The organism is Mesorhizobium sp. P2_C7, from assembly GCF_056404515.1.
Map to the genome: position 1 here is coordinate 254,093 of NZ_JBFUDW010000003.1, position 13,985 is coordinate 268,077.

At 64.7% G+C, this 13,985-nt stretch carries 3 protein-coding genes; 2 read left to right on the top strand and 1 reads right to left on the bottom strand.

The annotated features are described in order from the left end of the window. Positions 1–58: 58 nt before the first annotated feature. Positions 59–5,539 carry an alpha-2-macroglobulin family protein gene (locus tag AC1D2G_RS09005; protein ID WP_477413392.1) on the bottom strand — a complete coding sequence of 1,827 codons (5,481 nt, stop codon included), beginning with the start codon at positions 5,537–5,539 and terminating at the stop codon, positions 59–61. A gap of 272 nt (positions 5,540–5,811) precedes the next feature. Between AC1D2G_RS09005 and AC1D2G_RS09010 the strand changes: the two genes are divergently transcribed. Beyond that, the gene (locus AC1D2G_RS09010; protein WP_477413394.1) at positions 5,812–7,740 is read left to right on the top strand and encodes an autotransporter assembly complex protein TamA; all 1,929 of its coding nucleotides are present in this window, start codon (positions 5,812–5,814) and stop codon (positions 7,738–7,740) included. Positions 7,741–7,743: 3 nt separating this feature from the next. Next, a complete protein-coding gene (locus tag AC1D2G_RS09015; RefSeq protein WP_477413396.1) occupies positions 7,744–13,797 on the top strand; it encodes a translocation/assembly module TamB domain-containing protein in 6,054 nt (2,017 codons plus the stop codon). Positions 13,798–13,985 lie beyond the last annotated feature (188 nt).

A 13,985-nucleotide genomic window follows, 5' to 3' on the forward strand; every position in this document is an offset into this window, starting at 1 on the left:
GGAGAAGGGGGCTGTCGCGAGCGCCATCGTTCTGTTCATGATCGCCACCATCGGCACCTTACGGCGCCTTGACCTCCATCATGCCGGTGGCGGTGCGGGCCGAATACTGCGGCCGGTACATATCCTCCACCGTCGCCGCCGGATGGGCGTAGGTGCCCGGCGTCACCGCGCGAACGACATAGGCAAGCGTGATGTTGCGGTCGCCATCGCCGTCATTGGGGTTGAACGCCGCGACGAAACGGTCGTCGCGGAATTCGAGATGGGCCGCGTCGGTCTGGGCGAGCCAGGAGAAATTCGACAATTGCGCACTGGAGACCAGGCCCGGATTGTCGATCTCGAAGCCTGCCGGCAACAAGTCGGTGATCAGGAGGCGCGAAGGCCAGCGGTTCTGCTCGTAGATCTTGAGCACAACGACATAGCGTTCGTTCTGCGTCGCCTCGGTGACGTTGGCTTCGGTGCCATCGAGCTTGTAGTAGGTTCGGCCGATGGTGAAGCCGTCGCCGCTGGCCGGCAGCGGCTGGATCGGCGACGCCACGGTGGTGACGACGGCCTGCAGCGGGGTCTTGCCGGTGTTGGCGATGGCGAGCGGGCTGTCGACCAGGTCGCTGCCGTTAAACTGGTTGGAATAACCGCCTGAATGCGGCGCGCCATTGACGGTCAGCGTGATCGAATCATTGCCTTCCTTCAATGCGCGGGCCGCCAGCAGCATCCAGGATTCGTCCTGGGTGGTGGTCCAATCGGCTTCGGCGCGTTCTTTCGTCACCAGCTTGATAAGCTCCGGTACGATCGTCGGCACCGGCTTCGATTCCGCCGCCAGCGCCAGCATCGCCGCGCCGTCACGCAGCGGCGAGCCATAGTCGGAGCGGTAGTAGTCATAGTCGGTTGTCGCCTTGGCGAGCTGGAGCGCAGTCTTGAACGTCGCTTCAGCGCGCGGCGTGTCGCCGTAGAGCGCCAGGCTCGCCGCCAGCTGGGCAACCGCCATCGGGCTCGAGAAAGCCTCGAGCTGGGTGTCGGCATAGTAGCGCAGGTCGCCGATCGAGGCCTTCTTGTTGCGGGCCAGGACGTAGAGGGCGTAGGCGATCTCGCTGCCACGGTCCTGTACGCTCTGGTCGTACCCGAGCGAGTTCTGCAAGTTGCTCAGCGCCTGGTTCATCGCCAGGCTCGGCACGTCGTATTTCTGCTCGCGCGCCCTGGTCAGGAAGTCGGTGACATAGGCGTCGAGCCAGAGGTCGCCGGAGCCCGGACCCCACAGGCCGAAGCTGCCGGCAGAGGCCTGGTAGCTCAGAACCTTGTAGATGGCATCCTGGATGCGGCCGTGCAGGTCGGGGTCACTGGCCATGCCGATGCCGGACGCCAATTCATTGACGTAGAGAAGCGGCATGGCGCGGCTGGTGGTCTGCTCGGCGCAACCATAGGGGTAGCGGTCGAGCGTCATCAAAAGCGACGGCACGTCGAAGGCTGCGGCCTGCGAAACGCCAACACTGACGGAAGCGCCGTCGAGCAGGCTTGCCGCCAGGAGCTCCTTGTCGACGCGCAAAGCGCCGCCATTGCCCTTGAGGTCGACGACCAGGCGGGTGGTGACCGGCAATTGCGCCGGACGCACCGGCACGTACAGCGTCTGTTCGACAGCGGTGCCGTCGGCATGGGCAAGCTTGATGGTGATCGAGGCATTGCCCGCCGTCTGTGCGATCAGCGGCACGGTCAGTGTCTGCCGCTTGCCCTTGGCCAGCGTCAGCTTCTCAGGCAGAGGCTTGTCGCCGGTCGAAAGGTCGCCGGTCGTGTTTATCGACAGCGCATAGTCACCGGCCGGGCCATCGGTGTCGGCGACATCGAGGCGCATGACGGCGGCGTCGCCAGGCGCCAGGAAGCGCGGCAGGCCGGCGGTGATGACCACCGGATCACGCACGATGACGTCGGACTGGGCATGGCCGACCGCTTCCTTGGTCCAGGCGACAGCCATGACGCGCACGGTGCCGTTGAACTGCGGAATGTCGAAGTCGATCCGCGCCTTGCCGTCGGCGTCGAGCTGAACCGGACCAGAGAAGAAGGCGACCAGCTTTTCGGTCGGCGGACTGCCTTGCGTCTGCATGTTGGCGCCGTCGCCGCCGGTCCTGAGCTTGCCGGTGTTGCCCAGCGAGCCGTCGATCAGGCGGCCGTAGAGGTCGCGGATTTCCATGCCCAGCATACGCTGGCCAAAGAACCAGTTTTCCGGATCCGGCGCTTTGTAGTTGGTCAGGTTGAGGATGCCGACATCGACGGCGGCGACCATGACATAGGCGTTGCTGCCCGGCTGCACGCCGGCCACCGCGACCGGGATCGACAGCTGCTGGCGAGGCATGGTCTTGTCGGGCGGCGTGAGGGTGACGGCGAGCTTCTTCGAGCCCGGATCGACCTTCAGCCATTTCACGCCGATGGCGCGGGCCGGCATGCGCGATTCCTGCGCCTCGCCAGGCCGGAACAGGGTTGCCGTGACATAGGCGCCGGCGCCCCAGTCGTCACCGACCGGGATGTCGACGGTGCTGCCGCCGGCCGGCACGGTTGCCGTGACGGTCTTCAACAGCTTGTCCGAGCCGATGTTGATCAGGAGTTCGCCGGCAAAATGCGGCGAGACCTTGAGCTTGGCCACTTCGCCAGCGGCATAGGTGTCCTTGTCGAGGGCGATCTCCAGGCCGTCAGGCGTTTCGGTGGTGGTCGAGGAGACGTACCAGCCGGCGTCGAACTCGTAGCTGGTCGCCGGTCCCTCGGGATCCGATGTCTCGACCTCGAGGCGGTACTGGCCCCAGTCGACCGGCACGGAGACCGTAGCGTCGCCGTCGGCGCTGAGGTCGACCTGGCCGTTGGCGATCGACTTGGTGAAGGTGACCGGCTCGTAGTTCCAGGAGTTGTTGGAGCGGTACCACTGGTAATTGCGTTCGACCTTGACCAGCGTCCATTGGGCGCCTTTCAGCGCCTCACGCTTGCCGTCGGGATCGACAGCGATCAGGCTGAACTTCGCTGTGCCGCCCTGCGGCACTTCATTGTCGGCGAAATCCGGACGAATGCCGATCATATGGCCTTGCGGGCGGATGCCGATGTTGAGCGAACGCTCGATGGCGCGGCCACCGGTTTCGCGCATCCGAACCGTCACCTTAGCGTCGACCAGCTTGGTGGTCGAGGGCAGTCGCTCGACGGAGACCGGGAAGGTCGCCTTGCCGTCATCGCCAACCACCGGCAGATCAGTGAGAGGGGTGACCGTGGGTTCGGCCGACTGCTCATCGGCGAGGCCGAAGGAGAAGCCCTGGAAACGGTCCCAATCGCGGGACGTCGACAGCGTCAACTCGCCTTCCAGCGCCAGGCCTGCTGCCGGCGCACCGTAGAGGAAGCGGCCGTCAATGTTGATGTTGGCGGTTTCGCCCTGTGCGATCTCCTGCTTGTCGGCCTTCATGTCGAATTCGATGCGATCCGGTACGAAATCCTCGACCAGGAACATCTGGCTGGCGACCGCCGGTTGCTTGGGATCGGTGTAGATCGACACCGACCAGGTGCCGCGCATGGCGTTGGGCTCGAGCGGCAGGTCGACGGCGTGGCCGCCGGCCGATGCGCCGTCACTGACGATGCGGCGGTCCTCGACGCCGTCGGGGCGCGAGAAGATGAAGGTCAGCGGCAGGTTCTCGACCGCCTTGGCGGCGCCGTCGCGGGCAAGGGCCGCGACATGAACATCCTCGCCGGCGCGGTAGATGCCGCGCTCGGTCCAGGCATAGACATCGAGCGCGCCGGGCGCCGCGCGTCCGGTGACGCCGCGGTCGGACAGGTCGAAGCCTGCCCGGCCCATGTCGAGGAAGACGAAATCATTGTCGCCCTGCTTGCCCATCAGCACGGCCGGCACCATGCCGCCGTCGCCACGCGTCAGGCCCGGGTTGAAGACGGCGTGGCCGTCGGCATCCGTGGTCGCGGTGCCAAGAATCTCGTTGTTGCGGGCAACCAGCGTCAGTTCGGCGCCCGAGATCGGCTTGGCGCTGCCCAGCGAACGGGCAAAGACATTGAGCCCGTCCTGGCCGGTATAGGTCGACAGGCCGATGTCGGAGACGACGAACCATTGCGTGGCCATCGAATTGTAGTCGTCGCTCTTGTCGTTGACGGCCTGGGCGGTCAGCACATAGACGCCTGGCTTGCGTTGCGGCAGCGCTTCGTCGACCGGGAAGGAGGTGGTGACCTCCTTGTTCAGATCATTGGCGATGTCGAGCTGGCCGTGCCAGACCGGCTCGCCCATCTGCTCGGAAATGTTGGAGATATCGTAGCTGTCGAGCTGGTGGAGGAACTGATAGCCCGAAAGAAGCTGCGCCAGCGAACGGTCGCCGATACGGTAGAGCTTCATCTCGGCCGCGTTCATGTTGACGGTGACGACCGGAATGCCGCGGCGCGCGCCGGCCGGCAGCACGAAGCTGTCGCCGGTGAAGCGGGCCGAGGGTGCCCGATCCTGCACATAGATCGACAGCACCACGGGGGCGGCGGTCACCTCGCCGATGGCGGCCGGCAGGCCGGCGCGGAAGGTGACCTCGTAATGCTGGCCGTGCTCCAGACCTTCGACGCAGATCTGCTTGTCCTTGGCCTCGACGCCCTTGGGCGGCGCGTTGTCGACGGTGACGAACTGTGCGTAGTCGACGCCGGTCTTGACCAGGTCCTCCGAGAATTGCGCGCAGATGCGCGGCGCGCTGGTGTCGGCATCGACCGTGTGGTCGATGACGCGGAAACCCTTGCGGGCCTTCAGATCGGCATAGTCGGCCTGGACCGCCGGCGAGGGGACCAGCGCAAGGCTGGCCTCATAGGCCTGCAGGGCTGGCCGGTAGAGATCGCGCTTGTCGAGGCCGTTGCCGAGCAGCGCCAGCACTTCGGCGCGCGTCTTGGTGGTGCGCGAGAGCTTGTAGGCGTTGAAGGCGGCCGAGGTGCCGTTTGCCGGCAAAGTGGAAGCCTCGGACGTGTTGGCGGCAGGCTGCACGGCCAGCGTTTCGCGCGCCAGGGCGAGCCAGAGCTGGCCATCATCGGGCATGACGGACACGGCGCCTTCATATCTCAGCATGGCGGAGCGGTGATCGCCGGTAAGCTCGGACTGTTCGGCGGCATTCGTCAGCGCCGTCAGCCCTTCCGTCGGCTTGACATAGGCCGGACCCAACAGCTTGTTGCGGTATTGCTGGGCCTGATCGGCCATCCAGTTGGGGAAGAAGGCAAGTTCCGGCGGCGCGCCGATGTCGGGGTCGCCATCGATGTTGACGACCTTGCCGGCGACCGCACCGTTGAACGGCTTCAGTTGATTGTAGTCGGATTTGAGGAAACACCATTTGGCCTTGGTGTTGTAAGTGAAGGCGCGGCAGGCCGGATCACCCAGACATGTCGTCTTGCACTGGTCGAGCGTGACATTCTGGTCGGACCTGAGATCAAAGCCGAAATAATCGGAATTGTCCGTTGTCGCGATTCGCCGGGCTTCAGCCGCCTGCGCGACACCATTCCAGGCAAAAAAGAGAAGAATCAGGATCGACAGACCACGAGCCGCGCGCATTGCCATTACACCCTCCCAGACACTGCTGACGTCCAGGCATGATCAAGCATCAGTCATGCTTGTCAACACAAGGACGCGGCAGGGTTCCGCCTGCCAACGGTTTCCTTTCCGGCCGATCGCCGGTAGTAGCTCCATAGGACAGGGGATCACGCTTTCTTGCGGCGACGCAAAAGGTGTGAATTCCAAGCCCGTCCTATTTCAGACAATTGGATTGTGGCCCCTTTACGAGCGCTTCAGAACTTCATTCCAATTTTAGGTTTTCATTCTAGGTTGTCTTAATGCCGGCGCATGAAGAGCAGATGTCAGGAGGTACCGCGCCAGGGCGTGTGCTTTCGCGCGCCCTGCTTTTGGTCATGATCTGCTCAACCGCGCTTGTCGCCGAGGCCGGAAATGCTGCTGCTTTCGAGCTTTTCGGCATCAAGCTGTGGGGATCGTCGAAAGACGAGGACGCCGACATCGTCGACCCCCTGCGCTATGCCGTCACCATTTCCGCGCCAGATGCCGACAAGGATCTCGTCAAGAAGCTCGAAAATGCCTCGGCCCTGAAAAGTGACGAGGAACACCCGGTTTCCGGCTCGCTCGGGCTGATGGCCAAGGCGCGTAGCGACCGTGAACAGCTGGTCGCGGCGCTCTATGCCGATGCCCGCTATGAAGGCGTCGTCACCATCACCATCGACGGCAAGCCGCTCGACGATTTGCCGCCAGATGCTGAATTCAAGGGCCCGCAACCGGTACCGGTGGTCATCGATGTCGCCAGCGGGCCGAAATTCACTCTCGGCAATGTCCGGTTGGAGGGTGACGCGGCGGGGCTGATGAGCGCCGATTATGGCCTGATCGCCGGCGGCGACGCCGGATCCGGCGCCGTGCTCAAGGCCGAGGCGCTGATCGTGCGGGCGCTGAAGCAGGAGGGCAGACCGCTGGCCAAGGTGACCGACCGGCAGATCGTCGCCGACCATGCCACCTCGACGCTCGACGTGACGCTGACGGTCGCCGCCGGGCCGGTCGCCGGCTATGGCGACACCACGGTGGAAGGCACCGAGAAGGTCGATCGCGACTTCACCGAATACATGACCGGCCTCAAGCGCGGCCGGCAATACTCGCCCGACGAGATCAGCGATGCGCGCGACCGGTTGCTGGCGCTTGAGGTGTTCAACAGCGTGACGTTCAGGGAAGCCGACAAGCTCGATGCCGACGGCAACATTCCGATCGGCGTCCAGGTCAGCGAGCGCAAGCCACGCTATTTCGGTGTCGGCGGCACCTTCTCCAACACCGATGGCCTCGGCCTGGAGGGCTATTGGGGCCACCGCAACCTGTTTGGCAGGGCCGAAAAGCTGCGCATCGAAGGGGCCATCAGCGGTATCGGCAGCAACGACCTCAGCGAGCTCAACTATAATGCTGGCATCATGTTCGAAAAACCGGGCGTAATCGGGCCCGCCTCGAAGTTCTTCGCCAGGTTCAAGACCGTGCTCGAGCATCCGGACGCCTATGACCATTTCTCGGTGAAAGGCAGCACCGGCCTGTCCTACGAACTCACCAAGAAGCAGACGGTTTCGGCGGAAGTGTCGCTCGACTATTCGCGAATCCACGATGCTTTCGGCAAGCACAAATATCTGATCGCCAGCATTCCGCTGCAGTATGTCTACGATAACCGTGACAACCGGCTGAACCCGACCGGCGGCTTCCGGGTGCTGGCCTATGCCGAGCCGAGCTATGACATTCTGAACGGTGCGGCCTTCCTCAAGCTCAAGGGCGAGGGTTCAGCCTATCAGTCGCTGGATTCGGCTTCGAAGTTCGTGCTGGCCGAGCGTGTGGCCGTCGGCTCGATAGTCGGCACCAGCCTCGAAAATGTACCGGCCGACCGACGCTTCTATTCCGGCGGCGGTGGTTCGGTGCGCGGCTATGCCTATCAAGGCATCGGCCCCAAGGATTTCACCGGCCAGCCGATCGGTGGTCTGTCCTTCTTCGAGACCTCGGTCGAGATGCGCATCGCCATCACCGACACGATCGGCATCGTGCCGTTCGTCGATGTCGGCACGGTGTCGACCAAATCGGTGCCCAATTTCTCCGATGTCAAAGTCGGCGCCGGTGTCGGCTTGCGCTATGTCACCCCATTTGGGCCGCTGCGCATCGACGCGGCCGTGCCGCTCAATCGTGATCCAGACGATCCGCATTTCGGCATCTATGCCGGCATCGGACAGGCGTTCTGAGCGATGAAGATATTCAGGCGCATCCTTCGCATTGTCCTCTACACGCTGCTCATCGCTGTCGCCGGGGCGATCGGCGCGCTGGTGGTGCTGACCAAGACCGAGCGTGGACGCGACAATCTTGCCGGCATCATTTCGCGGCTGGCGTCGAGCGATAACCGCAAGATCACCGTCAGCGGTATCGACGGCATCTGGTCGGGCGCGCTCAGCGTCGACCATGTCGTGCTGGAAGACCGTGAGGGCGCCTGGCTGGTGGCGCGCAAGGTCGCCGTCGACTGGTCGCCGCTGGCGCTGCTGTCGAAAAGCTTCAGTGCCGACCGCATCGCCGCCGGGCGCATCGAACTGGCCCGATTGCCTGTGGCCAGCACGCAGCCGGCGCAGAGTGGCGGCACGACGACGCTGCCGGTCTCGCTTGACATCAAGCAGATCGACCTTCCCGAAATCGCGCTCGGCCAGGATCTGGCCGGCAGCGGCATCGCCGAACTTGCCGCCAAGGGCATGCTCAAGGTCGACGCCGCGCCGCTGGCGGTCGAGACGACGCTCAACGTCACCCGCCATGACGGCAAGCAAGGCAATGTCGACGCCAAAGTCCATTTCGCGCCAGCCGACAACAAGCTCGACCTCGATCTGAAGGCATCGGAACCGGCGGGCGGCATCATCGCCAACCTGCTCAATCTGCCTGAAACGCCGCCGGTCGACATCATTGTCTCGGGGACGGGCCCGCTGGCCAACTGGAGCGGCATCGGGACCTTCGTTGTCGACGGCCAGATCGTCACCCAGCTCACCGGGCGCCATCAACTGACCGACAAGGGCAATCACATCGAGGCCAAGGGCGACGGTGATTTCGCGCGCTTCCTGCCGGAGAATTTGAAGCCGCTGTTTGCCGGCAAGACCAGCTTCGATGTCGCCGGCACCGCCACATCGACCGGCGGTCTCAGTGTCGACCGCGCCAGCATCGACAGCGATGCGGTGCACGGCACCGCATCCGGCATCGTCGATCCTGCCGGTGCCAGCGATCTCGCGGTCGAACTCGCCGCCAAGGGCCCGCCTGTGGTGATCAGCGTCGGCAGCAAAGCGCAGCCAATCAGGCTGGCGATCAACAACGCCACCGCGCGCGCGTTCGGCGACGGCAAGACGCCGATCATCGACATCGGCGCCTCCTTCGTTTCGATCGTCGCCGGCGGCACGCGGCTGGACGACCTAGCTGCGCAGATCCATTCGGACGGCTTCGATATCCAGAACCGCGCCGGGCCCGTCACCGTCAAGCTAGCGGCGGGCGGCCTGAAAACCGACGTAGCGACACTGGCGCCGCTGGTCGCCGGCAAGGTCAATGTCGATCTGTCCGGATCGGTCAGCAAGGATGCCATTGCCATCGACGAGGGCACGTTGCGCTCCGACGCGGTCAATGCCTCGCTGACCGCCACGGTTGCACTTGCCGACCTGTCGATGCAGCTCAAGATGAATGCCGATGCCGTGGCGACGGCCTTGCCGCCGCAGATCGCCTCAGTGCTCGGCGCCCGGGTGAAATTCTCGGCCGCGGCGACGCGCGATCCGCAGGGATCCTTTGCCGCCAACTCGATCTCACTCACCTCCGGCACACTCAGCGCCAGCGGCACCGCCAGCGCGCAAGGCACCGACATCCAGGCCGATATCAAGGGCAAGCTGGGCGACGTTTCGGTGCTGTCGCCGATGGTTGGCGTGCCGGTGGCCGGTGGCGTCGATTTTGCACTGTCGGCAAGCGGCGCCAGGACGGCGCCGGATTTCACGGTCTCCGCCGGCAGCGACAGCCTGACGGCCTCGGGCCGCACGGTGAAGAGCATAAAGCTGACGGCAAGCGGCAAGGCCGACATTGCCAGCCCCTCCGCCAATGTCTCGCTGACCGGTTCCGTCAACGACCAGCCGCTCGACATCAAGGCGGCGCTGGTGACCAGCGAAGGCAAGCGTTCGATCAATGGGTTCCTGGTTTCGCTTGGCGACAACAAGGTCTCGGGCGACCTCGCGCTGGATGACAAATTCATGCCCTTGGGCACGCTGACGCTCGCCGCGCCTGCTATCGACCAATTGGCCGCGCTCGCCGGCCAGGCGGTGACGGGCGACATCGACGGCACCATCCGCTTCGCCAGAGACGGCGACGCACCCTCGGTCGCCATCGACGCCAAGAGCACGTCGATCGCGCGCGGCGAGGTGACGGCCAGGGCCATCACCGTCAATGCGCTGATTGCCAATTATCTCAAGGCGCCGGCGATCGCCGGTTCGATCAAGGCCGACAGCGTCACCTCCGGAACCACGGAAATCGGCGGCATTGGCGTCGACCTGAAGCGCGATGGCGACTGGACCAATTTTACCGGTGGCGCCACCATATCGGGCATTCCGGCGACCGCTGCCGGCCGGGTCAAGATAGCGGACGGGACGACCAGCATCGAGATCGCTTCGGGTGAAGCCACGGTTCGCGGCATCAAGGCCGCGATCGCGCAGCCATCGACGTTGAGCATTGCCAACGGCACGACCAGCATCGAAAAACTCGCGCTCGATGTCGGCGGCGGTTCGGTGACGCTGTCCGGCACCGCCGGCCAGGCGCTCGATCTGGCGGCACAATTTTCGGCACTGCCGGCAGCACTCGCCAATGATTTTTCGCCCGGTCTCGATGCCGTGGGCAAGCTCGGCGGAACCGCTGAAGTGACCGGGTCGCCATCTGCGCCCGAGGTTCGGTTCGACGCACAACTGGCCGGCGTCGAAACCAGCCAGACCCGCCAGGCGAAGCTCGGTCCGCTCGCCGTCGATGCAGCCGGCAGCTACACCATGGCCGGCGGCGTCGTGCTCGATCATGCGACGCTCACAGGCGACAAGATTTCCGGCAAGGCGGCGGGCACCCTCAACCCGAACGGCGCCAGCGATTTTGCCCTCGATCTCGCCTCGGCCGGAACCAGCTTGCCGCTGACGCTGGGCAGCGCGGAAAGCCCTATCAAGCTTGAACTGCAGGCGCTGTCGGTAAGGGCAGCGGGGCAGGGCACGCAGCCGCGGCTCGATATTTCGGCGGCGCTGCCGTCGGTCGCCACCAAGCTGACCAAGGTCGAGGGCGTCGCTGTCGCCCTGCATTCCGATGCTTTCGATCTGAAGGCCCGGACGGGACAGATCTCCGGTACAGTGTCGGCCGACCAGATTGGCCTCGACAACCCAACCATCGCGCCACTGATCGCCGGCAAGGTTACGGCCAAGGTTGCCGGCAGCCTCGCCAAGGATGCCATCACTATCGACAGCGGCTCGGTGACGAGCGATGCGCTGAACAGCGGCTTTAGCGGCCGGGTATCGATGACCGACGGCGCCATCGAGCTCAATTTGAAAGCCGACGCCGCCTCCGCGGCGCTGCCAGCGGCGGTGCGCGGCGTGCTTGCCGAACGCGCGGAACTGAGTGCGGCGCTGAAGCGCGATGCGTCGGGCAATGTCAATGTCGACGGATTGAAGCTGGCCTCCGGTGCACTGACTGCCGAGGGGCAGGCAAGCCTTGCCGACAACAAGGTCGCCGCCGACATCAAGGGCGCGCTAAGCGACATCTCGCTGCTTTCGAAAGACGCCAAGGGCGCCATCGGCTTCGCCTTGAACGCACAGGGCCCCGCGACCGCGCCCGATCTGTCGCTAACGGTCGACAGCGACCGGCTTTTGGTGGCCGCGCGCGAGATCACCGGGCTGAAGCTTACCGCCACAGGCAAGGCCGATGCCGCCAACCCGGCGGCGAATGTGCAACTCACCGGCAATGTCGCCGGCCAGCCACTGCAAGGCAGTGCGGTGCTGGCGACGGCGGATGGCAAAAGCGCCATCAACGGCCTGCTGCTGTCGCTCGGCAAGAACAGGATCTCCGGCGATCTGGCGCTGGACGAGAAGTTCGTGCCGGTCGGCACCATCGCGCTCGACCTGCCTGATATTGGCCCACTGGCGGCACTTGCGCTGGAAAAGGCGGAAGGCGACGTGCGCGGCACCATCGCCTTTTCCAAGAACGGCACCGCCCCGCAGGTCGCGATCAAGGCGGCGACGGCGTCGATCTCGCGCGGCGATTTGCAGGCAAAGGCCGTTTCCGTCGATGCGCTCATCGCCAACTATCTCGCGGCTCCGGTGATTTCCGGAAAGATCCGCGCCGACACCGTCACATCAGGCGGCACCGTGATCAGCGGCATAAATGTGGATTTGAAGCGCGATGGCGACTGGACCGGCTTTTCCGGTGGCGCCACCGTAAAAGGCATCCCGGCGCAGGCCGCTGGCCGGGTGAAAGTGGCCAACGGCACGACCACCATCGAGCTTGCTTCCGGCCAGGCCACGGTCAAGGGCATCAAGGCGGCCATAGCCCAGGCCTCAACCGTCAGCATTGCCAATGGCACGACGACGCTGGACCGGCTGGTGTTCAACCTGGGCGGCGGCACGGCGACGGTGACCGGCAAGGTCGGCACGGCGCTCGACATCAACGCGACGCTGGCGCGAGTGCCGATGTCACTTGCCAACAGTTTCTCGCCGGGCCTCGATGCCGCCGGTTCGATCTCGGGCACAGCCAAGGTGACGGGTGCGCCGGCGAGCCCCGCTGTTGCCTTCAACATCGATGCGACCGGCGTGCAGACGTCGCAGACCCGGGGTGCGGGTGTCGGTGCGGTGAGTGTTTCTTCGTCCGGCACCTTCGCCGCCAACAAGCTGACCTTCAACGCCAATGTCAGTGATGGAGCCGGCCTTGGCCTCAAGGGCGGCGGCACCGTGACGACGGCAGGCACGCCGGCGCTGGTGCTCGATTTCAATGGCGCCGTGCCGTTCGGCCTGCTCAGCCAGAAGCTTGCCGCGCAGGGGCTGTCCCTGTCTGGAACGGCAAATGTCAATGTGCAGGTTCGCGGTCCAGCGACATCGCCTGTCATCGGCGGCTCGGTCAGCACCTCCGGCGCGCGGCTGGTCGACGCGCGCTCGGGCCTCGCGGTCAACGATATCGCCGCCGACGTATCGATCGCCGGCGGCGTCGCAAGGATCAACCGGCTGACCGGCACGCTGTCGACGCGCGGCAGCCTGTCGGCCAGTGGCACGGTCGGCATCAACCCGGCGCAAGGGTTTCCGGCCGATCTGTCGATCAAGCTTGTCGACGGCCGTTATACCGACGGTCGTGTGGTAACCGCCAATCTCGGCGGCGACCTGACGATCAAGGGGCCGCTGACCTCCGCACCGGTGATTGCCGGCACCATCAATCTCGCCAAGACGGTGATCACGGTTCCAGACAGGCTGCCAGCTTCGCTGTCGGCACTCGACGTCAAGCACAAGAATGCGCCGAGCGCCGTACGGGCGCAGGACAAGGCGCTGCGCCCGCCGACGACCAGTGGCGGTGGCGGCGGCAGCGGCCTCGTCCTTGATGTCACGGTCAACGCGCCGAACCAGATCTTCATCCAGGGCAGGGGCGTCGATGCCGAACTCGGCGGCTCGCTCCGACTGACCGGCCCGGCTTCGTCGCCGCAAGCGGTCGGCACCTTCACCCTGCAGCGCGGGCGGCTGTCGATTCTCGGCAAGCGGCTGACCTTCACCGAAGGCACGGTCGGCTTCTCCGGCTCGCTGGTGCCTTACCTTAATTTGACGGCGACAACGACGACGACCTCCACCACCGTCACCATCGTGGTGTCGGGCGAGGCGACCAATCCGAAATTCACCTTCTCCTCGGTGCCGGTGCTGCCCGAGGACGAGGTGCTGGCGCAGCTGATCTTCGGACGCTCGATGTCGAACCTGTCGCCGCTGCAGATCGCCCAACTCGCCGAAGCGGCCGGGCAACTGGCCGGCGTCGGCGGCTCGACGTCGCTGCTTGAAAACCTGCGCAGCGCAATCGGCGTCGACGATCTCGATGTCACCACCGACGACCGGGGAGGCACAGCGGTTTCGGCGGGCAAGTATCTGAACGACCGCACTTACGTGACGATCCAGAAAGGCGACAAGCCGGGTTCCGGCAAGGCAACCATCGACCTCAATGTTGGGCGCGGCGTCAAACTGCGCGGCGAGGCCAATGATGCCGGCGAGGCCAAGGGCGGCATCTTCTACGAGAAAGAGTATTGATATTCGAGGGGCTTTTGGCCCCATCGTGGCCCAAGGCTGGTGCTGTTCGGCCTTCAGTAAATGTCTCAGTTTATTCGACTATCGAGATTCCAGAGGAATCCGTCGGGCAGTAGCAATTTTGCGCCAAGACTGTCGTTATCACGCGAACCGCCCGCTTTCCAAAGTTGCACATTCGCTAACATGTTCCA